At 58.2% G+C, this 26,436-nt stretch carries 22 protein-coding genes and 1 rRNA gene; 6 read left to right on the top strand and 17 right to left on the bottom strand.

Annotation, left to right across the window (positions count from 1 at the left end):
• From LZP73_RS12060 to LZP73_RS12045, 4 genes are all read right to left on the bottom strand, one after another.
• A 16S ribosomal RNA gene (locus LZP73_RS12060) occupies window positions 1-117 on the bottom strand; the annotation flags it as partial.
• Window positions 118-720: 603 nt separating this feature from the next.
• Window positions 721-1,275 (bottom strand): D-glycero-beta-D-manno-heptose 1,7-bisphosphate 7-phosphatase, encoded by a 555-nt coding sequence (gmhB, locus tag LZP73_RS12055; RefSeq protein ID WP_234235236.1) that lies wholly within the window; start codon window positions 1,273-1,275, stop codon window positions 721-723.
• A 116-nt stretch (window positions 1,276-1,391) separates the two neighbouring features.
• Complete coding sequence (locus LZP73_RS12050; RefSeq protein ID WP_234235235.1) at window positions 1,392-2,657, bottom strand: NAD(P)/FAD-dependent oxidoreductase; 1,266 nt, start codon at window positions 2,655-2,657, stop codon at window positions 1,392-1,394.
• 25 nt (window positions 2,658-2,682) lie between these two features.
• A complete protein-coding gene (locus LZP73_RS12045; RefSeq protein WP_234235234.1) occupies window positions 2,683-3,726 on the bottom strand; it encodes a proline racemase family protein in 1,044 nt (347 codons plus the stop codon).
• A 186-nt stretch (window positions 3,727-3,912) separates the two neighbouring features.
• Between LZP73_RS12045 and LZP73_RS12040 the strand changes: the two genes are divergently transcribed.
• The 5 genes from LZP73_RS12040 to LZP73_RS12020 all read left to right on the top strand — a co-directional run bounded on the left by LZP73_RS12040 (window position 3,913) and on the right by LZP73_RS12020 (window position 9,388).
• A complete protein-coding gene (locus LZP73_RS12040; RefSeq protein ID WP_234235233.1) occupies window positions 3,913-4,827 on the top strand; it encodes a dihydrodipicolinate synthase family protein in 915 nt (304 codons plus the stop codon).
• A gap of 23 nt (window positions 4,828-4,850) precedes the next feature.
• Window positions 4,851-5,852, top strand: coding sequence for a 4-hydroxyproline epimerase (locus tag LZP73_RS12035; protein WP_234235232.1), 1,002 nt, complete (start codon window positions 4,851-4,853; stop codon window positions 5,850-5,852).
• A gap of 9 nt (window positions 5,853-5,861) precedes the next feature.
• Complete coding sequence (locus LZP73_RS12030; RefSeq protein ID WP_234235231.1) at window positions 5,862-7,460, top strand: aldehyde dehydrogenase (NADP(+)); 1,599 nt, start codon at window positions 5,862-5,864, stop codon at window positions 7,458-7,460.
• A 110-nt stretch (window positions 7,461-7,570) separates the two neighbouring features.
• Window positions 7,571-8,242, top strand: coding sequence for a GntR family transcriptional regulator (locus tag LZP73_RS12025; RefSeq protein WP_234235230.1), 672 nt, complete (start codon window positions 7,571-7,573; stop codon window positions 8,240-8,242).
• Window positions 8,243-8,320: 78 nt separating this feature from the next.
• Window positions 8,321-9,388: a ketoacyl-ACP synthase III gene (locus LZP73_RS12020; protein ID WP_234235229.1), complete on the top strand. Its 1,068-nt coding sequence runs from the start codon at window positions 8,321-8,323 to the stop codon at window positions 9,386-9,388.
• 86 nt (window positions 9,389-9,474) lie between these two features.
• On the opposite strand, the gene LZP73_RS12015 is transcribed toward LZP73_RS12020, so the two are convergent.
• On the bottom strand, window positions 9,475-9,930 hold the full coding sequence (locus LZP73_RS12015; RefSeq protein WP_234235228.1) for a GNAT family N-acetyltransferase: 456 nt from the start codon (window positions 9,928-9,930) through the stop codon (window positions 9,475-9,477).
• 143 nt (window positions 9,931-10,073) lie between these two features.
• Complete coding sequence (locus LZP73_RS12010; RefSeq protein WP_234235227.1) at window positions 10,074-11,555, bottom strand: aminotransferase-like domain-containing protein; 1,482 nt, start codon at window positions 11,553-11,555, stop codon at window positions 10,074-10,076.
• 125 nt (window positions 11,556-11,680) lie between these two features.
• Between LZP73_RS12010 and LZP73_RS12005 the strand changes: the two genes are divergently transcribed.
• On the top strand, window positions 11,681-12,199 hold the full coding sequence (locus LZP73_RS12005) for a GNAT family N-acetyltransferase (RefSeq protein ID WP_234235226.1): 519 nt from the start codon (window positions 11,681-11,683) through the stop codon (window positions 12,197-12,199).
• 247 nt (window positions 12,200-12,446) lie between these two features.
• On the opposite strand, the gene LZP73_RS12000 is transcribed toward LZP73_RS12005, so the two are convergent.
• The 11 genes from LZP73_RS12000 to zipA form a co-directional block, all read right to left on the bottom strand.
• Window positions 12,447-14,327 (bottom strand): SLC13 family permease, encoded by a 1,881-nt coding sequence (locus LZP73_RS12000; protein ID WP_234235225.1) that lies wholly within the window; start codon window positions 14,325-14,327, stop codon window positions 12,447-12,449.
• A 251-nt stretch (window positions 14,328-14,578) separates the two neighbouring features.
• The gene (locus tag LZP73_RS11995) at window positions 14,579-15,274 is read right to left on the bottom strand and encodes an exonuclease domain-containing protein (RefSeq protein ID WP_442800741.1); all 696 of its coding nucleotides are present in this window, start codon (window positions 15,272-15,274) and stop codon (window positions 14,579-14,581) included.
• A 77-nt stretch (window positions 15,275-15,351) separates the two neighbouring features.
• Window positions 15,352-17,196: a DUF294 nucleotidyltransferase-like domain-containing protein gene (locus tag LZP73_RS11990; RefSeq protein ID WP_234235284.1), complete on the bottom strand. Its 1,845-nt coding sequence runs from the start codon at window positions 17,194-17,196 to the stop codon at window positions 15,352-15,354.
• Between the two features lie 162 nt (window positions 17,197-17,358).
• Window positions 17,359-19,077: a sodium:solute symporter family protein gene (locus LZP73_RS11985; RefSeq protein WP_234235223.1), complete on the bottom strand. Its 1,719-nt coding sequence runs from the start codon at window positions 19,075-19,077 to the stop codon at window positions 17,359-17,361.
• 11 nt (window positions 19,078-19,088) lie between these two features.
• Window positions 19,089-19,355, bottom strand: a complete 267-nt coding sequence (locus tag LZP73_RS11980) for a DUF4212 domain-containing protein (RefSeq protein WP_169564849.1) — start codon at window positions 19,353-19,355, stop codon at window positions 19,089-19,091.
• Window positions 19,356-19,720: 365 nt separating this feature from the next.
• Window positions 19,721-20,332, bottom strand: a complete 612-nt coding sequence (locus LZP73_RS11975; RefSeq protein WP_234235222.1) for a thiol:disulfide interchange protein DsbA/DsbL — start codon at window positions 20,330-20,332, stop codon at window positions 19,721-19,723.
• Between the two features lie 68 nt (window positions 20,333-20,400).
• Window positions 20,401-21,246, bottom strand: a complete 846-nt coding sequence (locus LZP73_RS11970; RefSeq protein WP_234235221.1) for an SDR family oxidoreductase — start codon at window positions 21,244-21,246, stop codon at window positions 20,401-20,403.
• A 70-nt stretch (window positions 21,247-21,316) separates the two neighbouring features.
• Complete coding sequence (locus tag LZP73_RS11965) at window positions 21,317-22,519, bottom strand: HD-GYP domain-containing protein (RefSeq protein WP_442800740.1); 1,203 nt, start codon at window positions 22,517-22,519, stop codon at window positions 21,317-21,319.
• A 225-nt stretch (window positions 22,520-22,744) separates the two neighbouring features.
• Window positions 22,745-23,212 carry a DUF2919 domain-containing protein gene (locus LZP73_RS11960; protein WP_234235219.1) on the bottom strand — a complete coding sequence of 156 codons (468 nt, stop codon included), beginning with the start codon at window positions 23,210-23,212 and terminating at the stop codon, window positions 22,745-22,747.
• A 146-nt stretch (window positions 23,213-23,358) separates the two neighbouring features.
• Window positions 23,359-25,365, bottom strand: coding sequence for an NAD-dependent DNA ligase LigA (gene ligA, locus LZP73_RS11955; protein WP_234235218.1), 2,007 nt, complete (start codon window positions 25,363-25,365; stop codon window positions 23,359-23,361).
• A 113-nt stretch (window positions 25,366-25,478) separates the two neighbouring features.
• A complete protein-coding gene (gene zipA / locus LZP73_RS11950) occupies window positions 25,479-26,423 on the bottom strand; it encodes a cell division protein ZipA (RefSeq protein WP_234235217.1) in 945 nt (314 codons plus the stop codon).
• Between the last annotated feature and the right edge of the window lie 13 nt (window positions 26,424-26,436).

Raw genomic sequence — 26,436 nt, 5'->3', positions numbered from 1 at the left:
CACCCGTCCGCCGCTCGCCGGCAAAGATAGCAAGCTATCTTCCCGCTGCCGCTCGACTTGCATGTGTTAGGCCTGCCGCCAGCGTTCAATCTGAGCCATGATCAAACTCTTCAATTAAAGTTTTTTGCTTCTCACCCATAAAGAGTGAAGAAACGGCTCAATGAATTCTACTGTTTTGATTCGCATTGCTCACTAAGAAGCATTGCGTTTCAATACTTACATTACTGTAAGTACATATTACTATGAACACTCAACTGCTCATCCTATTAAGGATGAGAAGCTTGAAAACATTGATTTAAATTTTGACTGCCAACCCTAAGGCTAATGCCAAGAGCGAGCAGTTTCGATTAACTCAACACCTGTGAGTGTCCACACAGATTTGCTTGATAAATTGTTAAAGAGCATGGCTAGCGGCTTGTTCAGCTTTTAACCTCGACCCCCTTGGGTCAGTGGATGCGCATTATAGGGAAGACAGATTTTACCGCAACCCCTAAAACACAGATTTTCGCAAAACCGGGTTCGGATGCACAGCTTTTAACCAAAAAGAGTGATTTGCAGCCGAATAGTCACCGATTATCACTCAATCCCTGTATTCAGTCTATGCCTGATGTCCGGCCCGCACCAGGCTGTGCTGCTTAAGTTAAGCCCGGCTATCTTTCGAGCCTGCCCTTTAAGCTAGCCCTTTAAGCTAGCCCTTTAAGCTAAGCTCAAGCCAGTCCTTTATGCCAGCCCTTTGAGATAGGCTGGCACATCGGCGATGCTGTCGAGCACCACAGTCGCTTCGGCGATGCCGGCTTCATCAAGGGCTTCGCCACTGCGCACCAGTATCCGCGTTGCTATGCCCGCGGCCTTGGCGGCCAGCATATCATCCCGCTTATCGCCCACCATGACAGACTCGCTTAAATCCAGCTTGAGGAACTCGGCGGCCGAGTTCAGCATACCGGGTTTAGGCTTACGGCAGTCACAGTCTAGCTTGTATTCACCCAGGCCTTTTTCGGCATGGTGCGGGCAATAATAGATACCGTCGAGCTCCACGCCCTTGTCGGCAAAGTTCCAATCCATCCATTCTGTCAAGCTATGGAATTGATCTTCGGTGTACATACCACGGGCGATACCCGACTGATTAGTCACCACCACAAGTTTATAACCCAAACTCTTGAGCGCCCTACAGGCATCGAACACACCTTCTATGTACTCGAAGTCGTCCACAGTATGGACATAACCCAGATCTTTGTTGATAACGCCATCTCTGTCTAAAAATACGGCTCGGCTCACTGTAATGCTCCCTAATCGCTATTGCCCGCCATTATCCCATTCATCCGGGTAAATTGCACCGCGAACTTAAAGCCGGGTTCATCTGCATCCACAGGTCACCAGCTGATGCCGTCAGCTCAATCAAATCTTTGTACTCTATAAGGTGCCATATCTAACTCGGGCTGCTTGCCCAGAATGACCTGCTCCAGCAGATTGGCGCTGATCGCCGCCCAGGTCAGCCCAAGATGCTGATGACCGAAGGAAAAGTACACCCTATCCACATTGCTCTTGCCTATGACGGGCAGGCTATCGGGTAAAGAAGGGCGAAAGCCCATCCAGCGCTCGCCATCGCTAACCCTGGCAGTCGCGAAGATCTGCGGCAGCAATACCCTGGCATGCTCGAACAGGCAATCTGCTCTGGCGGGCGACATGGGCGCCTTCAGCCCGCCAAATTCTACCGTGCCCGCGAGCCGGGTACCCTGTGTCATGGGGGTGATGATGAACTTGCGCTCGAAAGAGGCCACGGGCCGCGACAGACCGCTGTGTTGCGGCATCATCAGATGATAGCCGCGTTCGGTTTCCAGTGGCACCTTATGGCCTATTTGTCTGGCGAACGGTGTCGACCAGGCGCCGGCGGCGAGCAATAGATGTTCGGTCTGCCACACATTGCCCTCGGTCGTTCTCAGGCTCAAGCCGCCTTGGGTCTGGATCTGCGCCAGCTCGCCGATGACCAGCTCGCCTCCCAGGGAGACAAATTTGCGCGCCATCGCCTCACATAGCCCCTGAGGATCCGGGGTATGACCCACCTGGGTGAAATACAGGCCATGGCGGATGTCTCGGCTCAATGTCGGCTCCAATGCCTGCACTGCGTCGCCGTCCAGCAAGCGCACGGCCACCCCGGCAGCGGCATAACGCCGATATTCCGCCTCCACCTCGGCCCTTGGGGTCGTTTCAAACACCAACAAGCTGCCATTGAGCACCAACAGGGGTTCGCAATCGCAGAAGCTGACCAGTTGCTGCATGGCGCCTATGGCCTTCTGGTTCAATGCCCTGATGGCCCGGGTGTTATGTGCCCGCCTGGCGGGCAACATGTTCAGCATGAAGCGCATGAACCAGGGCAAGGCCTTGAAGAAATATTGGGGCCGGATCCTGAAGGGCCCAAGGGGATCGAGCAGCATGCCGGGCAGTTTGAGCAATAAGGCGGGATCCGCCAGTGGAAATACCTGCTCAGTGCCGAAATGACCGGCATTGCCCTTGGAAGCGCCGGCCGCGACGCCTGTCTTATCCAGGACCCGCACCTTGAAACCCGCGCGTTGCAAGGCAAGCGCACTCGCCAGCCCCACTATGCCGGCACCCACTATCGTCAGGGTCTGCTGCGCCCCCGGTGTTGATTCGATACTCATACTCTGTCCTGACACTGAGCCGGCACTAGCGCGCCAGCATGAAACCCGTTTGAAACACATCCTGGGGATCGAGCAGAAATTGCTGCCGCCCTGTGATGAAGGCCCGGCCCGAGACGCGGGCGATCACCGCATCCTTGGTCTGATAGCCGACCCGTTCCACCCCTGTGACCGTCATTCTGCCATCCACTATGCTTTCTATGGTCAAGGCTTGCCCCAACTGCGCCTCGTTTCTGGCCATCAGCAGGGCGATGCGACCGGCAACCCCTGTGCCTGTGGGGGATCTGTCGAGCTCACCGTCGGCAAAGATACACACATGGCGGGAATGGGCCCCGGGATCTGTGACCTCTCTGGAGGTAAATATAGTGCCATAGAGGAAACTCAAGTCGGCTTCCAGGGGATGCGTCAGCGGATGGACCGCCATCACAGCCTGTTTGATGCTTTGGCCAAGCGCTATCAGCCGGGCCTGATTGTCGGCCCGGCAGCTGATGCCATACCTGTCGGCATCCACGTAGGCATAATAGGCGCCGCCAAAGCCGATATCATAGGCTATGACTCCCAGTTCAGGCACCTTGACGCTGCAATCGAGCGCCTCGGCCCAGGAAGGCACATTCAAGAAACTGGCGTGGAGCGACCCGTCGTCCAGGCGCTCGACGCTGGCCCTCACCAATCCCGCCGGCGTATCTATGCCTATGGCTCTTGGCCCCCTTGAGAGTGTGATGGCCCCTGTCTCGCAGGCGGCCTTGAGCAGCCCCAAAATGCCGTGACCACACATGCTGCTGTAGCCTTGGTTATGCATGAAGAGCACGCCGAAATCCGCCTCGGGCGTCACCGCCTCGGTGATCAGGGCGCCATACATGTCGGCATGGCCCCTGGGTTCATGCATCAGCAAGCTGCGATAACTATCCAGGTGCGCCGTCAAATACTGGCGCTTGGCGAGCATGGTGTCGCCGGGGATCTCTGGGTAACCCGACGTGATGATCCTTAACGGCTCGCCTTCGGTGTGGACATCCAGGCAGCTAAATTGGCGATAGCGCGCCAAAGCCTCTTCGCTGAGGTCGAACTGATGCATGGTCGATTCCTTCTGTTATCTTCATATTTGTGCCGCATGCTTGAGTCTGTAGCTTCATGCAAATCGCCAGTTTTCAAGCCTGGGAATATTTTTAAGCAATTATTGTATACAATATATCTTCTTTATGGAAGAATCCACCCTATACCGAAAGCAATACCCCACTATGAGACATGAAGAGGTCCACAGATGAAAGTAAACTGGCAAGGTGTTTTTCCGGCAATTTCTACCCAATTCAATCAGGATGGCAGCATCGACTATGCGTCAAATGCCCGCATGTTGGAAGCCCTGATCGCCGACGGCATAGATGGCATCATAGCCCTGGGCACTATCGGCGAAAATGCCTCCCTGAGCCCGCAGGAGAAGCGCGATTTCATCCGTCACACCCTGGATACCGTCCGTGGCCGTATCCTGGTCATCTCGGGCTGCACCGAAAATACCGCAGACTTGGCGGCGGGTTATGCCAAGGATGTGGAGCAACTTGGGGTCGATGGCCTGATGTTGCTGCCCGCCATGGTGTACCGGGGCACAGACAGAGAAGTCATAGCCCACTACCAGACAGTCGCCCGGGCAACCCGCCTGCCCATCATGATCTACAACAACCCTGTGAGCTACGGCGTCGATATCAACCTGGAGATGACCGGGATACTGGCCAACGAGCCCAACATAGTGGCCATCAAGGAGTCCACCACGGACACCCGCCGACTGACAGAACTCCAGAGCCGTTTCGGCGAGCGCTTCGCCATCCTCTGTGGGGTCGACGATATCGCACTTGAGAGCTTGCTCTTAGGCGCCTGCGGCTGGATCTCTGGCCTGACCAATGTGTTCCCGCGCGAGTCTGTGACCCTGTTCAAGCTGGCCCGCGCCGGCCGCATCCAGGAGGCCAGAGAACTCTATCGCTGGTTCATGCCGCTGCTGCGCCTGGATACTATCCCGACCCTGGTGCAATGTATTAAGCTGGCGGAGCAACTGGTCGGCCGCGGCAGTGAAAATGTGCGCATGCCACGCCTGCCGCTGATAGGCGAAGAGCGCGCCTATGTCGAGCGCCTCGTTGCCGAGGCCCTGGCGACCCGGATAGATCTCGACAAGTACAACCTCAATTAACAGGCTGAAGGAGCAAGGCTGAGATGATCAAAGGCACTTTCTTTTGCGTCGACGCGCACACCTGCGGCAACCCAGTCCGCCTGGTCACCAGTGGCCATCCGGATCTTCAGGGTCGCAACATGAGCGAAAAACGCCAGGATTTCCTCGAACACCACGACTGGATCCGTCAGGCGCTGATGTTCGAGCCCAGGGGCCACGACATGATGTCGGGCGCCTTTCTCTATCCGCCCTGCTCGGATAACGCCGATGCGGCAGTGCTATTCATAGAGACCAGCGGCTGCCTGCCCATGTGTGGCCACGGCACCATAGGCACAGTCACAGCCGCCATCGAATCCGGGCTGCTGCAGCCCAGAGAACCGGGCAAGCTGACCCTGGATGTGCCGGCCGGGCAGATCCGCATCGACTACCAACAGACAGGCGCCAAGGTCGACTGGGTCAGGATCTACAATGTACCCGCCTACCTGGCACACAGGGATGCCATCCTGGAAGTGCCGGGGCTGGGTGAACTCAGGGTCGATGTGGCCTATGGCGGCAACTACTATGTGATAGTCGATCCCCAGGAAAATTTCCCCGGGCTGCGCCATTGGAGCGCGGCGGAGATCCTGCGCTGGAGTCCAATAGTGCGTCAGATTGCCAGGGAGCAGCTCAGTTGCGTTCACCCGGACGACGCCACAGTACAGGGAGTGTCCCACGTGCTCTGGACAGGTGATACCCTCACCCCTGGCTCGGATGGCGCCAACGCCGTGTTCTACGGTGACAAGGCCATAGACAGATCGCCCTGCGGCACAGGCACCAGCGCCCGCCTGGCTCAGCTGCATGCCAGGGGGCGACTGCAAGTCGGCGAGCAATACACCCATGAGAGCATCATAGGCAGTCAGTTTATCGGCCGGATAGAGTCGGTCACCCGGGTCGGTAAATTTGACGCCATCTGCCCCAGCATCCAGGGCTGGGCGCGGATCACGGGCCACAACAGCATCACTGTCGATGACAGCGATCCCTACGCCTTAGGTTTCCAGGTGATATAAGGAGGATTCATGCAACAAGCCATTCAAGGACTCAAGCCAGACCCTAATCAAGGGCAAGACACCCGCTTTAGCGGCCAGCACTTCATCCATGGTCAATGGTGCGGAGAAGCCAGCGGGTTTCAGCGTTTCGATCCCGTCGCCAACCAGCCGCTGCCCGAGTGGTTCGCCAATGCCGGCATGGACGAGGTCGAGCGCGCCGCCAACGCCGCGGCGGGGGCCTTCGTGGCCTACCGACGCACCTCGCCGCGCCAGCGGGCCGAGTTTCTCGACACCATAGCCGCCGAGATACAGGCTGACAGGGATGAGATAGTCCTCACAGCCCAGCAGGAGAGCGGCCTGCCGTCCGCCAGGCTGGAAGGCGAGCTGGCCCGCACCTGCAGTCAATTCAAACTGTTCGCCGGCCAGTTGCGTCAGCCGCTGGAGACAGTGTATGTGGATCTCCCCCAGGCGGATCGCACCCCTTTGCCCAAACCCGATATCCGCCTGGGCAGCTTGCCACTTGGACCCGTCGCCGTCTTCGGTGCTTCCAATTTCCCGCTGGCCTTCTCGACTGCGGGCGGCGACACCGCCTCGGCGCTGGCCGCGGGTTGCCCCGTCGTCATCAAGGGCCATCCTGCCCATCCGGGCACCAGTGAAAGGGTGAGCCTGGCGCTGGCACGCGCCATCGCCAGATGTGCCATGCCGGACGGGGTATTCAATCTGTTGCAGAGCGACAGGCCCGAGATTGCCGCGGCGCTGGTACGCCACAACGCCATCAAGGCCGTCGGCTTCACCGGCTCGCTGAGGGTCGGTCGCCTGCTGGCCGACATCTGTGCCGCGCGCCCTGAACCCATCCCCTTCTACGGTGAGCTGGGGTCAACCAATCCACAATTTCTGTTGCCCGGCATCCTGAAAGCCCAGGCCGAAACCCTGGCCAACAGCCAAGTTCAGTCCATGATGATGGGCCATGGTCAGTTTTGTACCAGCCCGGGATTGGTGATCCTGGCACCCGGCGAGGCCCAGCAAGGCTATCTCGCCACCTTGGCGCAACAACTGGCGAGCCAGGACGCCGCCGCCATGTTGACCCCTGGCATAGCGGCCGGCTTCCAACGGGAATTCGCCGCCTTGTTGCAGCGTCCCGGCATGGAACTGCTGGCCCAGGGCAAGGCGGCAACGGCGAAACACCATACCCGTCCCGCGGCACTGCGCATTTCGGCAACGGCCTTCCTCGGTCGCCCCGAATTACAGCAGGAAGTCTTCGGCCCCTATGCCTTGGTGGTATGCTGCGCCAGTAAGGACGAGATGTATGCCATCGCCGAGGCCCTGGACGGCCAGCTCACCGCCACCCTGCATGGACTGGAAGCGGAACTGCTGGCCGAACCCGAGCTGGTCGACATCCTCAGCCACAGGGTCGGGCGGCTGATCTTCAATCAGATGCCTACCGGAGTCGAAGTCTGTCACGCCATGAACCACGGCGGCCCCTATCCTGCCAGCACAGATGTACGTTCGACCTCGGTCGGGGTCAGGGCCATGCAGCGTTTCCTGCGGCCTATCTGCTACCAGAATATGCCCGCGCCCCTCCGTCCCCCCGAGCTGACGAGCGATAAGTCCAACGTCGTTTCACGCTAGTTCGCCTCTGGGTTAAATGAAGGGAACCCGGGGGTTTCCCTTTATTTATCGACTCGTTAACGGTAATCTTGGTCGGACAAGATAAAATCGTGACTAAATAGACGGAATCTATGAGTAGAACAACCCCTATCGTTCATAAGACTCGCACTCAGGTTGTGGTGGAAGTGCTGAGAGAAAGAATTCTTTCGGGCGAAATTGCAGCGGGTGAGCCACTACGTCAGAGTGCCTTGGCCGAACAACTCAATGTCAGCCGCATCCCGGTGCGTGAAGCCCTGTTGCAGCTGGAAGCCGAAGGCCTGGTCAAGTTTGAGGCCCACAAAGGTGCCACGGCAACTATCCTCTCGGTCGAGCAAGTCACGGAATTATTCGAGCTGCGGGCCATGATAGAGACAGATCTACTTGCCAAAGCCATCCCAAATCTGCAAGATGCAGACCTGCAACAGGCCGAGAAGGTACTGGAGCAGATGGAATCCGCCTTCAAGCAGGAAGATGCCGTTGCCAGCTGGAGCGATCTCAATACCCGTTTCCACACCTGTTTATATCGGGCGGCCAATCGACCTCATACGCTGGAGGTCGTACACGGACTGAACACCAATTGCGACAGGTATATTCGTCTGCAATTGTTGCTGGCGGGCGGGATCCCCCAGGCAGAGCAAGATCACAGGGATTTGCTTCGTCATTGTCGGAATAAAGACATAGAGAAAGCGACGACACTATTGCGTCAGCACATATTACATGCCGCCACGGCTATCCGCGAACTCGTCGCGCAGCAGGTGAACTAGATCTGGCAAACGCAGTCACGTTTAGCCACCACAGGCGCCCGAGCAGAGGCTCGCCTTTTTGATTTGAGAGAATAACAAATGCAGTACGCCACTATCACAGGTTGGGGAAAATGCGTCCCACCTGCGACGCTAACAAACCAAGATCTCAGCACCTTCATCGAAACCTCGGATGAGTGGATCAAGTCACGCACAGGGATCAGCCAGCGTCACATCAGCCACGTCAACACTTCCGAGTTGGCCTCGCTCGCTGCCAAGCGCGCCCTGGCCGCTGCCGGCATAGATGGCAGCGAACTGGACATGATCATCCTGGCGACCGCCAGCCCTGATACCCTGATCCCCAACATAGCCTCGACGGTACAGGCCAACATAGGTGCCACCTGCGCCGCCTTCGACATCAATGCCGCCTGCAGTGGTTTCCTCTACGGTCTGGGGCTCGCCAGCTCGCAGATCAAGAGTGGTCAGAGTCGCAAGGTCTTGGTGATAGGTGCCGAACGTCTGTCCTTCTACCTCGACTGGTCACGCCGGGAAACCGCAGTGCTGTTCGGCGATGGTGCCGGTGCCGTCGTGGTCGAAGCCAGCGACATTCAGGGTGGGGTGTTAGGTTACGAGCTGAGCAACGATCCCGAAGGCCGTGAGATCCTCAAGGCCAACTTCGGCAGCGCGATGGACAGATTCAGCGCCGATTCACTGGACTTTTTCATCCAGTTCGAAGGTCAGGAAATTTTCAAGCGTGCCATCAATGGCATGAACAAGCTGAGCGTCAAGGTGCTGGACAAGTGTGGCATCGACAAGGATGCGGTGGATCTGGTGATCCCGCATCAGGCCAACGAACGCATCATAGACACCTTAGTCAGCAAAATGAAGATCCCGAAAGAAAAGGCCTTCGTCAATATCGCTAACTATGGCAACACTTCGGCGGCCACCATTCCCATCGCCATCTGCGATGCGCTGGAAAAAGGCCTGATCAAACCTGGACAGACGATACTCTCCTGCGCCTTCGGTGCCGGCCTGACCTCGGCGGCCCTGCTGTTCAAATGGGGCGAGCGTGTCACCCCTATCGCCAGCTGCGATGCCGAGCTGCCTCCCTGCGAGCAGACGGGCATAGAACTGGTTAAAGAAGCGGTCAACTATTTCTGCAATAGATAGTTTTTGTTATAAAAGCTTGACATGCCAACAAAAAAGCCACCCTCGGGTGGCTTTTTTGTTTATGGAAGCAGCGACAAGAGCCGACATCAGAGCCTCAGCTCCATGGGAATGTCGCGGATCCCCGCCCTTTCCCTGACGCCGGCCAAGGGGACAAACCCCAGCCTGAGATAGACGTCCTTGGCATTGAGCGCCGAATTGACAGTGAACACGCCTTCATTGCCCGCCGCCAGCGCCACCTCCCTGGCCAGCTCCCACAGACGCCTGGATAGCCCCTGGCCCTGGTGCGAGTCTGCAACAAAGAGATGGTACAGATGGGCATTTTCCTTGATGCCGACAAGCCCCACTATCGCTCCGGCCATGTCGGCGACATGATACCTGTAGCCTGCGGCCAAGTAGCCCTCGAAGGCCTCGGGTGTCATGGCATTCAGGAGTAACCCTGCACCTTCTGGCGTGCAGTCAGGCGCTATATACTTGGTCACCAGCTCGGTCACCAATGCGCTGATCTGCCCTATGTCGGCTGCCGTGGCCTGTCTCAACTCCATATCCTATCTCCTGTGCTGCTGGCCATACCATTGACCATACCTATAACCATGAGGTTGTAATAGCTATGTGACTGACTTGACTATCAATTATAAGTCCCATGATGCCATGCCCCGCCAAGATAAACAATCCGGCTTCGCTGCAACTAAGCAACGAGAAACGCGGCAATGATGTCCGCCAATCGACGGTAGCCCGCCACCATAGCCTCATTCCAGGGAAGTCCATAGGTGATGCGAAAACACTTGTCATATCGCCTGTCGAAGGAAAACTGCGTCCCTGGCGCTATCGACAATTTGGAGGCAATGACATGCGACCAGAGCAGCTCACTCGAATAACCTTCAGGCAGCTGTAACCACAGACAGGGGCCACCCGCTGGCTGGCTCATGTAAACACCATTAGGTAATCCAGTTTGCAACAGGCCTATGCAGCTCAAACAATTGAGCCTAAGTTGGCGCCTGAGTCTGGCCAAAATTTTGGGGTATTCACCGGACGCCATCAAGCTGCTAACCATGTGTTGCAACAGGATACCCGGCTCTTCGGCCAGCGTTTGTTTGGCGTATTGGCACTCTTCCAGGGTATTGATACATATCAGGTAACCCAGACTGATGCTCGGCGACAGGGTGTCGTAAAAGCCCCCTATGCTGATGAGTTTGCATTTGGCCGTGGCCCATGAATCGCCGGCCGATGAGGCTTCGACGCATTCGCCGGCAATCAGGCTGGCGAGAGTGACCGGACGCTCGGCACCAAAATACAGCTCACTCCTGTCGTACTCTATCAGCGTCACTCCATGCCTTTGCGCCCAATAGATCAACGCCAGCTTATTGTCCCTGGATAACACTCTGCCCGTGGGATCGGAAAAGCTCGGGTTAACCAGATAGGCACTGAATGGCTGCGCCCTGTGGGCTTGGGTGAGCAATGCCAGCTCGTCGTCATAATTGGCCTGTATCGGCACCTCGATCACATCGGCATTGAGTTGGCTCAGTATCGCTTGAAAATAGAAGGACACAGGTGACTCAAGCGCCAGCGTCTTGCCCATGCAGCCGGCAGCAGCCAGCGCCACCAACAGCGACTCTTTCCGGCCATTGGTGATCAACAACTGCTGTGGGGAGAAGACTTGGCCTGAGCGAAAAAAATGACGGCAGATTTCCTGCCTCAGCTCGGCTATGCCCTCTATGGGATCTTGCATCTGCAACTTGTAGGGCCGCTGCTTCAACGCCTGTTTATGTAAGCGATTGAGAACCGGTTCTATGTCTATGACGCTGCTGGGGGCAGTGCAGGACAGAGGCAGGATATCCGGGTCATTGAAGGAGTATTGTACCGCCCTGACCAAGTCCTGGTTGGCATAGCCCCTATGGTAATGACAGCCATAATCTGGTTGCCTGTTTACCTCTTTGGGACAGACGAAATAACCTCGTTTGGGCTCTGCGACTATCCAGCCCTGGCGGGCCAACTCATAGTAAGCTTGAGTCACTGTAGAGACCCCGACCCCTTTACTTTTGGCATATTCCCGCACCGAAGCTAATTTCCCTCGCAGCGCCCCCAACTCTATGGCACGGATCGTCTCATCGACGATTTTACGGTACTTGAATGTACTGCCTGTGACTTTACTGACCTTAACCTCTGCCATATTCCCGGCCTGTGAAAGCGACGCATTCTGTATTGGTTTTATTTAACCTAAACTGCATCTGTTTTGGTTTTAACCCTATGTTAAAGTAAAAATCAAATTGTAACAGCCATTTAGGAAGACAAGTTATGGGAAAAATCATCACTCAAACCCCCAGGCTCATTATCAGGGAGTTCGAGATCGCCGACACTCAGGCAGTATTCGCCTTCAACAGCGACCCAAGCGTCACCCGCTATACCGGGGATGCCGGCATGGTAAAGACCCCTGAGGATGCAGCAAATGTCATAGAGAATATTTGGTTGGCGGAATATGCCAAATACGGCTATGGCCGCTGGGCCCTGGTGCTTAAAGAGACTGAAGAAGTCATAGGCTTCTGTGGCTTCAAGTATGAGACCCGCATCATGGCAACAGACATAGGCTACCGCTTGTTACCCCGACATTGGGGTCGAGGTTATGCCACCGAAGCCATGCGGGCTTGCCTGCAATATGCCAGGACCCATATGGCGCTGGACCAGGTCGTCGGCGACGCCGTCGTCGAAAACACCGCCTCAATCAATGTATTGCTCAAGCTGGGGCTTGAATATCAGGCCCAATATCAGGAAGATGGGGTCACCCTCAATCGTTACCACATGCGCCTGAAAGCATAACCTCATGCCCGGCGGACACTCGCCAGAACCTGTGTAAGATAGCTGGCGCTGCTCAACGTCAGTGCGCACCTGATTTGGATCAGTGCCGGTGAGCTCATCACCAAGCTGGTCGCCAAGCGCAGCAATCAGCAGTTGCAGGCCTATGTCTATTTCCTCAGCTTGCCGACGGTAGCCGGCTGGCTGTTCATGGCTACCCCTTATTGGGACCAATAGCGCTCCGGGCCGGACTCTGATGCATGGGATGGTGTCACAGTGGCCAGACCCACAACAGCATGGGCACGCTGACGGCCACCACTATGATCTCCAACATGAGTCCCATGCGCCAATAGTCACCGAACCTGAAACCGCCGGGGCCGAGGATCAGCGTGTTGTTCTGGTGGCCTATGGGCGTCAGGAAGGCGCACGAGGCCCCGACGGCGATGGCCATCAGGAAGGCATCGGCACTGACGCCGAGCTGCATCGCAGTGCTTATGCCTATGGGGCACATGACAGCCGCCGTGGCGGCGTTATTCATCAGGTCCGACAGGAACATGGTCAACACCAGCAGCAACACCAACCCGGCGATGGCATGATCCTGAGCGACCTGCTGCAACAACAGCTTCGCTGCCATGTCGGCCATTCCTGTCGTCTCCATGGCATCGGCAATCGGCAGCATGGCCGCCAGCAGCACCACCACGGGCCAATCGACCGAGGTGTAGATGGATCTCAGTGGCACTATGCCAAGGATGACGAAGGCGAGCGCACCGGCGGCGAAGGCGACGGCCGTGGGCAAGATGCCTAAGGCCGCCAGCAACACCGCCAGCGCCATGATCAGCGACGCCGGCAGCGCATGGCTCATCTGCGGCACCCGTATGTCGCGTTCCGCCAGCGGCAGGCAACCGAATTGGGAGGCGAAACCGCCGAGCGCCTCGGGCGTGCCTTGCACCAACAACACGTCGCCCGCCTGGATCTGGGTGGTACGCAGACGCCGTATGCTGCGTTGTCCCTGACGGGAGATGGCCAGCAGGTTGATGCCATAACGGCTGCGCAGATCTATGTTCGTCGCCGAGCGATTCACCAGGGCGGCGTTGGGCATCACCACCAGCTCCTGGAGCGCGACTTCGTCCTGCTTGGCTTTCGTCTCCTGGCCGTCCTCCTGCTCTTGCTCCAGCTCTTTCTTTGCCTTGGCCGTCTCGGCTTTGCCTCCGGCGGGTGTTGCGGCCCCGGCCTGCTTCTCCGGCGCTTCCTTACTGGCCGCGGCCACCTCGGCTTCAAACTTGAGTCCCAGGCTGGAAAATGCCGCCGGCAGGGAGCCGGGCTCGACCTCGAGCACCAGGATATCGCCGGCGCGCAGCACCAACCTGGGACTGGGGGCCGAGATGCGCACCTCGCGCCTCACCAGCGCCACTATCTGGGCATCCGCCTCATCGAGCAAGCGCTCGGCATCCTGCAGGCTCATCTTTTCCGCCTTGCTGCCCTCCACTATCCGCACCTCACTCAGGTAAGTCCCGGTATCGAAACCGGCGCTGCCCGTTTGCTTGCGTGTCGGCACCAGACGCCAGCCGAGCAGGCCGATGAAGAGCACGCCGGCGAAGGCGACGGTGAAGCCTACGGGGGAAAAGTCGAACATGCTGAAGCCATGCAGGCCTTCTGCCTGCCTGAAGCTGGAGACGATCAGATTGGGCGGGGTGCCTATCAGGGTCGTCATGCCCCCGAGCACTGAGCCGAAGGCCAGCGGCATCAACACCTTACCCGCCGGCAGTTGCAACTTGGCCGCCATCTGAATGGCGATCGGCATCAAGAGCGCCAGCGCCCCCACGTTATTCATGAAGGCCGACAGCAGGGCCGCCAACCCCAGCAGCAAGAGGATGCTCAGGGTCGGCCCCGCCTTGGTGGGCAACAGGCGTTTCGCCACCAGGTTCATGGCGCCGGATTGCTGCAGCCCATGACCCAGCACCAGCACACAGGCGACGGTGATCACCGCCGGGTGGGCGAAACCGCCGAAGGCGTCCTCCGCAGGCACCACCCCGGTAAAAATGCAGATCAGCAGCGCCGCCATGGCGACCACATCGTGGCGCCAGCGGCCCCAGAGAAACATGCCCATGGCGGCGATGAGCACTGAGATAAGGATTAATTGGGCAGCTGACATGGCAATCCATCCGTATCGAAGGCGTCGCCGGTACTGGGCGCCGGCATAACGGGCATCTGGCATTTCAAAGACGCTACTTCACTGAGGCAATGCATTAAAGACTATGTATTAAAGACTATGCATCAAACCAACAGGCATCAAACCAACAGGCATTAAATCAATGGGCACTAAATCAATAGTGCAGAGCCTCAGATCCAGTATTGCAGCATATTGGCATCTAAGGCGGCTTTTCTGCCTGCCCCAGGCTAGCGCTAGGATGAGAGTCGCAGCAGCTCGGCGACCGTCAGGCCGTCGCCCATGGCGCTGAGCTGTGCCAGCAGCAATTCGCCGCAGGCCAGGGCATCGCCGAGGGCATGATGACCGGCATAGCCCGGCAGGCCATAACGGCTGCGGCAAGCCCCCAGCCTGAGGCTGCCCTGGGTCAGGTCCTGCGCCTGGCGCAGCAGACGGCGCCGCTCCAGTCTCAGGGTATCGACCGCCGGCAGGGTGATCCCCAAGCCATGGTCCAGCTGCATGCGCCGGCGGATAAAGCTCAGATCCAAAGGCGCATTATGGGCCACCAGCAAGCGTCCCCGGGTCCGGGTTAACAACCAGTCCATGGCCTGGCTCTGGGTCATGGCCTGCGCCAGTTCCCTGTCCACTATGCCATGGAGGGTGGCGCTATGGCCGACACTGGCATCGATGCGCACCAAGACCTGCCTGGCACCGGCGAGGAGCAGTTCGCCGGCCTCTATCGGCACCAGGCCTATGCTGAGGAGTTGATCCCTGCGTGGGTCGAGTCCTGTCATCTCCAGATCCAGCGCCATCATGGGTGCCCGCGCCACCGCCATGCCGAGCAAGGGCTCCAGCGCCCTTAAGTAGGCCGCCAGCGGCGTCTGCCTGGCCCTGTTGGCGTTGAGACGCAGCCAGGGCCTGAGCAGGCGCCCCGGCAGCAAGCGATGCACCATGGGCGACAGGAGCAAATCCGCCAAGTCTGTCATCTTCATCCTGTCATACATAAGGTCATGCTCACAGCCACAGCATGTTAAAAGCGCCGCAGGAAGGTCATGCGCAGGCCGTCCTGCGCCTCATGCACCACCCTGAAGGCGTCCCTGAGCTGGTGCCGCACCAGGCTGGAGACATCCGCCGGCTTGAGGTAATTTGACATAGGTTGGCCCGCGGTGAATTGCGCCCCCTGATTGGCCAGGCGCCTATGGGCGATAAACTCCTGGGCATCGGCCAGGTTGAGCGCATCCTGACGATTGAGCTCACCCAGCGCCATGACGGCGCGGATCCGCTGGGCAGTGTTGACTTCCTTGATACCGGCGGCCAGGGCATACACCCTGGCAATGTCGTTAATCAAGGCGTTGCCCCTATGTTTCAAGTCTATCCCCTTGATCTCGCGGCCATCCCGTTCCAGCACCCAAGTGCGGAAGAAGCCCAGCGGCGCCGAGGTCTGCAAGGCATTGCCCGCCAGGGCGGCAAGAAACAGCGCATTCTTGCGGGTATCGGCCAACACCTTGTCCTGCAGGGCGGCAAACAGGCTGGCTGGGCCGAACACGGGGCGCATGTCGAAGAAGATACTGGCGTGCAGCAGCGCCCCGGGATCGGGTGTCGCTACCCACTGGACGAACTGCTGCTGCCACCGGGTCAGCGACAGGCACCAGTCGGGATTTTGCGCCATTATGTTGCCTGGACATAGGGGAAAACCGCAGAGACTCAGGCCCTCGCATACCGCCCGGCTCAGAGCGGAAAAATAACCGAGTGCCTCGGCATCCGGCTCTTCGGCGAGCAGCAAGCCATTATCCTGATCCGAGCAGGCCGCCTGGTCCTGGCGCCCCTGGGAGCCAAATGCCAGCCAGCAATAAGCCATGGGCGGCTCTCCCAGCAAGGCCTGGTTGAGCAACAGCAGGCGCCGGGTCAAGGCATCCGTGACCGAGGTCAGGATGCGCCCGACTTCTTCGGCCCGGGTATCTGCGCCTATGAGGTTTTGCAGCAACAAGGGCAGCTGCTTGCTCACCTGCACCAGGCCGGGGAGATCCGTCTGGCGTTCTATTTCGCCGATCAGCAGCAGCGGCTGGCAGCTCTGACGGCGCAGCAGATCCGTGCTGGTCACTATGCCCACGGGCCTGCCCTGCTCCAACAAGGGCAGATGGTGAATGTTATGCTCGCTCATCAGCTGCATGGCCTCGAACACAGAGGCGTTGGCCTGGAGGCTGACGGGCCTGGGCGTCATCACCCTGTGCACAGCGACCCCGCCATCGAGCCCGGCTGCCAGGACGCGATTGCGCAAGTCCCTGTCGGTCAATATGCCGCTCAGCGCCAGGCCGTCGGTCACCAGCAAGGAGGAGATCCTGTGTTGTTGCATCAGTTGCGCCGCCGCGGTCACGCTTGCCTGACCGTCTATGCTCATGGGGGTGGCCGTCATCAAGGCACAGATGCGGCTGGTGGCGAGTTCTTTGGCCCGATAACGCCCCTGGTTGCGCAGCCGCTGGGCGAACATGCGGTTGAAGAAGCGATCGAATTCGCGGCTCTGGCGTCGCAGCACATCGAAGGTATCTGCATCCAGATGATATACCAGCCCATCTTCCAATATGACCACCCGGTTGACTATCTCTTCGCCGCTGAGCATGGACGAGAAACCGAAACAATCGCCCTCCCCCAGGCGATCTATCAGCTCCCCCTCAGGGGTACGGACCTCGAAGGCGCCGCTGCGCACCAGGTGCAGCCTGGGGCGACTGGCATCCATGGCCACATAACCTGAGGCCTTGGCGTAATAGCCTATCACCAGGGAACGACAACAAAGCGCCAGTGCCTCACGGCTCAGGGCATCGAACGGCACCTGCCGCCCGAGAAACTCGAGCACGGGTTGCAGCTCGGTCGCATCCATCTTGCCTGTTTCCATCGCATTCTCCGTGTCTTGGCCTTAGCCGTTACTATAGCCCGGCGCCAACGGGCAAGACTATTCGACTAAAGCCACAAACAAGAAGGGCGCCGCGGCGCCCTTCTGCATTTTACCTCTTGCCGGCCAAGCCGTTTTCAGCCAGACCCACTAGTGGCCACTGGCCTCACCCGCCCCTCTGGGGAAACGGATCGACTCGACCATATCCACCACATTCTGTGGCACGGCCCGGGTCACCTTGCTGACCATGAAGGCCACCATGAAGTTAATCATCATGCCCAGCATGCCGATGCCTTCAGGCGAGATCCCCAGGAACCAGTTGGCCGGATTGTTGTCGGCCGGGTTCACAAACTTGAAGTAGATGATGTAGGCCGCGGTAAACAGGAGACCCGTTACCATGCCGGCAATCGCCCCTTCTTTATTCATGGTGCGGGAAAAGATCCCCATGATGATCGCAGGGAACAGCGAGGCGGCCGCCAGTCCGAAGGCGATGGCCACCACCGCCGCCACGAAACCCGGAGGGTGAATACCGAAGTAACCGGCCAGGACTATCCCCAGCGCCGCGGCGATACGCGCAAACAGCAGCTCTTTCTTGTCGGAAATGTCCGGCATCAGGTTCTTCTTCAGCAGATCGTGTGAGACGGAAGTAGAGATAACCAACAGCAAACCGGCGGAGGTCGACAGCGCCGCGGCCAGACCACCGGCAGCCACCAGGGCAATCACCCAGGCCGGCAGATTGGCAATTTCAGGGGTCGCCAGCACCATGATGTCGCGGTCGATCTTCATCTCGTTGCGCTCGCCCTTGGCATAGTAAAGCTTGCCATCGGCGTTCTTGTCGTCCCAGGCAATGAGGCCCGTCTTCTCCCAATTCTTGATCCACTCGGGTGCCGTCTCATAGGCAACCCCGGTAGACGCAGGCCCATTGATAGTCTCTATCATGTTCACCCGGGAGAAGGCCGCCAGAGCCGGAATGGTGGTGTACATTATGGCGATAAACACCAGCGCCCAGCCGGCAGAGACCCTGGCATCTTTCACCTTAGGCACGGTAAAGAAGCGCACTATCACATGTGGCAGCCCGGCGGTACCAAACATCAGGGCGCCCGTGATGAAAAACACATCGATGGTGCTCTTGGCGCCTTGGGTATACTGGGAAAAACCCAGCTCGGCCGACAGGCCATCGAGCTTATCGAGCAGATACACCCCGGTGCTATTCCCCGCGGCATCGACCAATTCGGCGCCGAAGCCCAGTTGTGGAATGATGTGACCCGTCATCATCACCGAAATGAAGATGGCCGGCACCATGAAGGCGAAGATCAACACGCAGTATTGGGCCACCTGGGTATAGGTGATGCCCTTCATTCCCCCGAGCACCGCATAGAAGAACACCACGGCCATGCCGATATAGACACCTGTCTCTACGTCGACTTCCAGGAAGCGCGAGAACACCACACCCACACCCCGCATCTGACCCGCGATATAGGTGAAGCAGATGAAGATGGCACAGATAACCGCCACGGTGCGCGCCGCCTGCGAGTAATAACGATCGCCGATGAAATCCGGCACGGTAAACTTGCCGAATTTGCGCAGGTACGGCGCCATGCACAGGGCCAACAATACGTAGCCCCCTGTCCAACCCATCAGGTAAACAGAGCCGTCGTAGCCCACGAATGACACTATGCCGGCGAGGGAGATGAAGGATGCCGCCGACATCCAATCCGCCGCCGTCGCCATCCCGTTCATCACAGGGTGCACACCGCCGCCGGCAACATAGAATTCCTTGGTCGACCCCGCCCTGGACCAAATCGCGATCCCTATATAGAGCGCAAAGGTAAAGCCGACGATTAAATAGGTTAATGTTTGAACATCCATCTCGTTACCCCTTAATCTTCATGAACATTGTATTTTTTGTCCAACGCATTCGCTTTGGCGACGTAGACAAAAATAAGTGCAACGAATACATACATGGCGCCCTGCTGCGCAAACCAGAAGCCCAGTTTGAAGCCCATGAAGTGGATTTGATTCAGTACATCGACCAACAGAATGCCGCAGCCGAAAGATACCGCCGCCCAGATGGCGAGCAGCCCCAAGACCAGGCGTAAATTTTCACGCCAATAGCCGGCGGCCTTTTCATTATTTTCAAAACCCATAGCGACTCCCCTTTAGTGTTTTATTGTTAAGTCTTGGTTAATCTAACAAGCCCAAGGGTGACCACAATCGCGACCTTAGTCTAACTGGGAGAAGCAATCGACGACCAAAACACAATAAACAACTATAAATCAACAGGATGGGATGAATTTAGAGAGGTGTGACTCACAGATTTTGGCTTCGACCTTAGACCAAGGTCGAAGCCAAAAGCGGCGGGGATGCGGGAGGGACAGAGTGGTTGGGAAGTTTATGTTACAAAAGATGGGCATTTGCCCAACGAAATAACGACTCCTGATCTTGCCTCATCCCATGGGGAGCGCACGCCGGCACAGCAGGCCGGACGGGCGAATAAAATGATGCGACAGGGTTAGTCAGCCAGGGCCGCCACATAGCGTACCAGCTCAGCCAGCTCGCTGGGCGAGAAGGAGCTTGGGTTCAGCAGGTAATGACCGTTCACCAGCAGGGATGGCACGGCCTTGATCTCGGCCAGCTGCGCCTGAAAATCGTAATTGGACAGGGTGAATTTGTTGTCCACCGAATTGAAGGTGGCGTCGAACACCTCAGGGCTGACGCCTTGGGCGACGAAGAAGGCCTTGAGCTGCTCCGGACGGGTGAATGCCTTGCCCAATTCATGGATCTGATTGAAGATCTTGGCATGCACCTGCTCAGTCAGCTTCAGCTTCTGGGACACATAATAGGCCTGCTGGCTCAAGATCCAAGCCGGGCGCCCGGCCCCTATGGGGGTCCTGACGAAGTCGATATCCTTGGAAAGCAAGGCCACAGTCGCGGCGATCTGGGGATCCTTATGGTAACAGTGCGGGCAATTGTAGGAAAAAAATTCCCTCAGCACGGGCGTCTTGGTCTCGCTAATGCCGCCGACTTTGACATAATCCTGGCCTTCGACATAATTTTTCGCCTCTGCGGGCAGGTTCAATGCCAGGCCGAATATCAGGGCGGCGCCGACGTAGAGTGTCTTCAATGTCATTCCTTTCGCTCTCTCTCTCTTGGGTTGAGGTTTATTCGTGAGTTTCAGTGTTGCGTGTATGGCTAGCGGCAGGCGTCCAACATGACATAGGGATCCCAGTGCAGGTACTCGAAACCTAGCTCAGCACAGATCTTGTTGCCCTGGATCCGCTTGTCCGGCGCGCTGCCGGCATTAAACTCAGGCGGCTCCAGCCCCAGGCTCAGCGCCGCCTGGCGATAAAATTCGCCCTTGGGCGGATGCCCTGGTGCACAGAGGTTATAGACGGGGGCGATAGGCCCGTGGCTTTGCGTGCGCTGCAACAACAAAGCCACGGCGCGGATGCCGTCGTCCAGATGCAGCAAGTTGACCGCCACATTGGCGCCGGGCAGATCTTTCTTGCCGGCGAGGAAGCGCCCCGGATGGCGCTTGGGTCCCACCAGGCCGGCGAAGCGCAGCACGCAGGCGTTGGGCTCGACGCCGAACAGGGCTTCGGCGGCCAGCAGTGTCTCGCTCTGAAGGCTATGGGCACTGGCATCGGCCTCAGTCAGCTCCCTGGACTCTACACCGGGCGCCTGGGATGGATACACCCCAGTGCTGCTGATAAAGATCAGCCGCTGATACTGGCGGTCGCCAATAAGGGCTTTCAGGCGGCGCAATCTGTTGAGGTATTCTTCGTGGCCTTGCTTGAGCCTTGGCGGCACATTGACAAGCAGAAAGTCACTGTCGAATAACCCGGCCAGAGGCTCTGGATTGCCAGGCACTTGCGGGGCATCGAGATCCAGGGCGTATGCGGCTATGCCGGCGCGCGCCAGGCCAGGCAGATCCCGGGCACAACGCTTGGTGCCACTCACCTGGTAGCCTTGGGCTATCAGGGTCTTGGCCAGAGGTAAGCCAAACCAGCCACAGCCAACTATCGCAATACGTTTCATCTCTATTCCACTAAAATGGGGCCACTGAAAACTTATCTTGCCCAAGCATACGGAACAAACCCGTCTGAATTCAAGCAGGTGGGGCGCAAAAATAGTAACTTATGCCCATATCCAGCTGCAAACGGCCGGCAAGGGTGTCGGACACTGCCTCGCGTTTGAGGATCTGCGCTATATGCACCTCCTCCTCGATGAGGAACCTCAATGCCAGTTGGCCCGAGCCAGGCTGGCAGGCGAGCACATGGGGCTGCTTCGCCTCTCCCGTGGTCATCACTACCTTGGCGATGCTGCCATCGGTCAGCGAGACCAGGGTGCCGGGAGGATAGATACCCAACACCTTCACCAGTGTCGACAACAACTCAGGGCTATGCTTGGCGCCATGGTGTTTAAACAGATAACCGAGGGCGAGCTGGGGCGAGTCGACCTGTTCATTGCCGAACTGATGCTCATAATCATTGGCCAGGCTGACTATCTGGGTCAAGAGCGGGATCTGTTTGCCCTTGAGCCTGTGCGGATAACCTGAACCGTCCAGGTATTCATGGTGATGCAGGACTATGTGCAGCATCTCGGCGGGAAATAAACCTGAACGTTCCAGCATCTCATGGCCGAAGTTGGGGTGCATGCGCATGAACTTGGTTTCATGCTCGTTCAGCGCGCCCCGCTTGCGCCGTATCGCATCCGGTACCTTGAACTTGCCGATATCGTGAAACAGACAACCCAGGGCTATGTCCCTGAGTTCCCTGGGGGCCAGCCCCAGGCTATGGCCCATCATCATGGCGATGACGGCAACCGAGACCCCATGCTGGGTGATGTTGACTTCGTTGGGAGCGACCTTGACCAGGGCCAGCTGCGGGGTATCGCTCCCATGCAGATGCGTCATGAGATCTTCCACCAGGGTGGCCGACAAACGGTAGGCGCCTTCGGGATCACTGTTCAGCTTGCTGTAGAGACTGCGGGTATCGCTCACCCCCTGGAAGAATTGCTTCTGACTGGCATGGATAGCCTTGCGGGTCTCGGCGACGGGATCCCGCACGGCTTCAGCCTCCGGCGGCTCGGGTTCACTCTGAGGCACCTGGATGGCGACATCCGCCGTCGGCTCCCCCTCGACCAGGTAGACATAGGGAATATCCAGTCCCCTGATCAGGGCTATCTGTGCATCATCCTTGATCTTTATCTTGTTGAGCATGAAAGGATGCTCGCGCCAAGACAAAGGTAATTTCACCGTCAGTCCAACTTCCAGTTGTGACAGGGGTAAACGAATATATGCCACTCGGATAGCTCCTCCGGGTATGGGGCTGGCAGTAACTGGGATTGGGCTCGGCTGTGGCTATGCAGTAGCGATAGTGGCGCATTCGGTGGCGCACCATAGGCCCTGCACTCAAGTGCTGCCCTGGCCAGGGGAATTGCAACACTTTTGTCACACTCGAATTGACGAATCTAACATAGCTTAGGCAAAAGCATAAGCCTTGATGGACATTTAGCGCGTCACAGGCCCTAGGGCCTAAGGCTGTGACGGCCAGTCCCTGAGGTAATGATGTAGGTGGCGAGACTTGAGCAGGTATAAAACACACCAGAATAACAGCACGGCATCGAAGGCGAAGCGCCAGTTAAACAGCAGATCGCTATGCAGCAGCCGCTGCAGCAGGATGGCGCCATCGAGCAGCAGCAGGCCCCACAGGGGCCAGGCCAAGCGGCCAAACAGCGGCCTTATCCAGGCGGGCGAGCGCTTGCGCTCGGCGATGACCACAAAGTACAGGAGCACGGCCCCCGCCCCTGTCCCCAGGGCCCAGAGAAACTCGGTCTTCTGGGGATAGAAGAGCCGCACCAGGGCGCTGCGATCGCTCATCTGGGTCAAAGAGGCGATGAAGACGCACCAGCCCCTGGCCAGAAACGCCAGCATGAGGTACAGAGCCAGGGGGGGCTTGATATGGCCTTTATCATCTAGCCAGGTGATGTGACTGAAATTCAAATTGGGTTCCGTTTGGACAGGCCTAAGCCCTTCTGTGGCTGACATGGGTGATAGCTATAACATGGAGGCGAATGCCCGGATTACAAGCACCAGGCATGACTCGACCACAAAAGATTGTCCCGCGGCCAGTTCCTAAGGCTAAAGGCTTAAGGATTCAACAACGCCAGCAAGGCATCTTCATCCAGGATCTTGATCCCCAACTCCTGTGCCTTGGCGAGCTTGGAACCTGCGGCCTCACCCGCCACCAGGCAATCCGTGTTCTTGGAAACACTGCCGGCCACCTTGGCCCCCAAAGCCTGCAGCTGAGCCTTGGCATCGTTGCGATTGAGTCGGGTCAGGGTACCGGTCAGCACCCAGGTTTGGCCCTTGAGAATGAGCTTATCTTCCGCCGGCGCCTCGATCGCCGGCCAATGCACCCCGGCCGCTATGAGCTTATCGACCACCTCCAGGTTGTGGGGCTGAGCGAAGAAGTGCGCCACATGCTGCGCCACTATCGCTCCAACGTCTTCGACTTCGATTAACTGCTCGACCTTGGCCTCCCTGATCTTCTCCAGGCTGGCGAAATGCGCCGCCAGGTTGGCGGCCGTCGCCTCGCCCACCTCACGGATCCCCAGGGCATAGAGGAATTTTGCCAGTGTGGTGCTCTTGGCCGTCTCGATCGCCGCCACTAATTTGGTCGCCGACTTCATCCCCATACGCTCCAGCATGGTCATCATGGAGGCCGTCAAGCCGAACAGGTCCGCCGGGCTCTTGACCAGCTCCTTGTCTATCAGTTGTTCCACCACCTTGTCGCCCATGCCGTCTATGTCCAACGCCTTGCGGGAGGCGAAATGCTTGATGGCTTCCTTGCGCTGGGCCTCACAGAAGAGACCGCCACTGCAACGGGCAACGGCTTCGCCTTCGAGCCGCTCGACCAGGCTATGGCACACGGGACACTCGCTGGGAAATTCGATATCCCTGGCATCCGCCGGACGTTTTTCCGGCACTATGGCGACGATCTGCGGGATAACATCGCCGGCGCGGCGGATGATGACGGTATCGCCAATCTTGACCCCGAGACGGGCGATTTCATCGGCATTGTGCAGTGTGGCGTTGGAGACAGTCACCCCGCCGACGAATACCGGCTTGAGGCGCGCCACGGGCGTGACTGCGCCGGTGCGGCCGACCTGAAAGTCCACCCCTTCGAGCAGCGTCATCTCTTCCTGGGCGGGGAACTTATAGGCTATGGCCCAACGCGGCGCCTTGGCGACAAACCCAAGTTGCTGCTGCTGGGCTATGCTGTTGACCTTGATGACCACCCCATCTATCTCGAACGCCAATGCGGCGCGGCGGGTCTGAATGTCGGCATAATAGTCGAACACCGCGGCGGGACTGGCGCAGACTTTCACCTCGGCGCTGACGGGGAGTCCCCAGGCCTTGAGTTGTTGCAGTTGATCATAATGACTGGTCGCGGGCACGCCGGACTCGGGCTCGACGACCCCGAGGGCGTAGGCGTAAAACGCCAGCTCGCGGGCGGCGGTGATCTTGCTGTCCAACTGACGCAAACTGCCGGCGGCGGCATTGCGCGGATTGACGAACAGCTTGTCACCTTTCAGCCGTGCCCTGTCATTGAGGGCCTCGAACGCCGCCTTGGGCATGAAGGCTTCACCGCGCACTTCCACCAGGGACGGAAGATCATCCCCCCTGAGCTTCAAGGGGATGGCGCGTATGGTGCGCACATTCTCTGTGATATCTTCGCCTATGCTGCCATCGCCCCGGGTCGCGGCACGCTCCAGCAGCCCATCACGGTAGACTATGCTGACCGCCAGGCCATCGAGCTTAGGCTCACAGCAGTACTCGACCTCACCTACCCTGTCGCTGACCCGCTTATGAAAGCCGTTGAACTCGTCTTCGTCGAAGGCATTGTCCAGGCTGAGCATGGGCTTGAGGTGGGCTATCTGCTCGAACTTGGCCAGCGGCGCCCCGCCGACCCTCTGGGTCGGAGAGTCGGCACGGACAAACTCGGGATGGGCGCTCTCCAGCTGTTTCAGCCTTTGCATCAGCCGATCGTATTCGGCATCCGGGATGCTCGGCGCATCGTCGACGTAATAGCGTATGTTATGTTCGTTGAGTGTCTGGGTAAGCTGGGCTATTTCTGTTTGAATCGCGTGCATGGGATGGTATCCAAATAACAAAAATGAGGCCGCTGCTGCGGCCTCACCAATACTGAATTCGATTAATAATGGCCGTACTCAAGGCCATGGAGCTTATACTGGCTCAAGCCGGGTTAGCCGACTTGAGCACGGATCCGCCGCAGATAATCCTGCTTGCTGGCCTCATCCCACGGCTGACGCTGGGCGTCGAGCACCAGGGCATCGAGATCGTCGGCCAACTGGTGCGCCGAGTTGAGCATGATGGAGAAATTCATCAGCGCATCGCCATAACAAGGCATGGTCATGAACAAGACCACCCCTGGGGTGCTGAACTGTTCCATGTTGTCGGGATCGAAGGTCCCAGGTTTCACCATGTTCGCCATGGAAAACAGCACCTTGCCTGTACCTGCGTTATCCACATGGCGGTGGAAGATATTCATCTCGCCGAACTTGAAATTCAGGGTCAGCAGGCAGGGCAGCAACTCGGCGCCCTGCAGTTCTTCCCCTTCCTTGGCCATCAGGTGCAGTACCAGCACATCCTGGGGCTCACCCAGCTCGTCTTCCTCGGCCTGGGCCGCCGCGTCGACGCCTGTTGTCTCCCTCACTTGTGCATCTGTAGGCTCAATAGCCGGCTCATCGAACAGCTGCGCCTGGAGGTTATCCTTGGCCAGACCCAACTCCATCTGACTCTGCGTCGCCGACTCGGACGCCTCTTCAACAGCACTGGCATTGGCCGTTGGACTGGCTGCCTGTCTGGGTTTGGCCGGCTTGGTTTGTGCCTTGGTGCCAGGGGTCGCCGACAAGGAAAAGTCTGGGCTCTGCATCCCGGCACGCACCGCGAGATCCACATCCGCCTCAGGCTCCTGTTGCCCAGGCTTGCGTACCCGCACCTGGCCAATGCCATCGGCGTCGAATCCTTCCGCGTCTCTGCGGTCGGCCTGATCCTTATAAAAGCTCCCAATGGGGCTGTCTCTCAATGATTTAGGCTGTTGCCTTCTGATGGACCAAAATCCATGTACCAGTACCGCGATTATGGCTATCGCGCCCAACACAAATAAAACCAGTTGCAAATCTTCCATTGGTTACCCTGTA

The organism is Shewanella sp. AS16, assembly GCF_021412365.1.
GTDB lineage: Bacteria > Pseudomonadota > Gammaproteobacteria > Enterobacterales > Shewanellaceae > Shewanella > Shewanella salipaludis.
The sequence above is the reverse complement of the archived record's forward strand: the minus strand, read 5'-3'. Positions and strand labels throughout refer to the sequence as shown.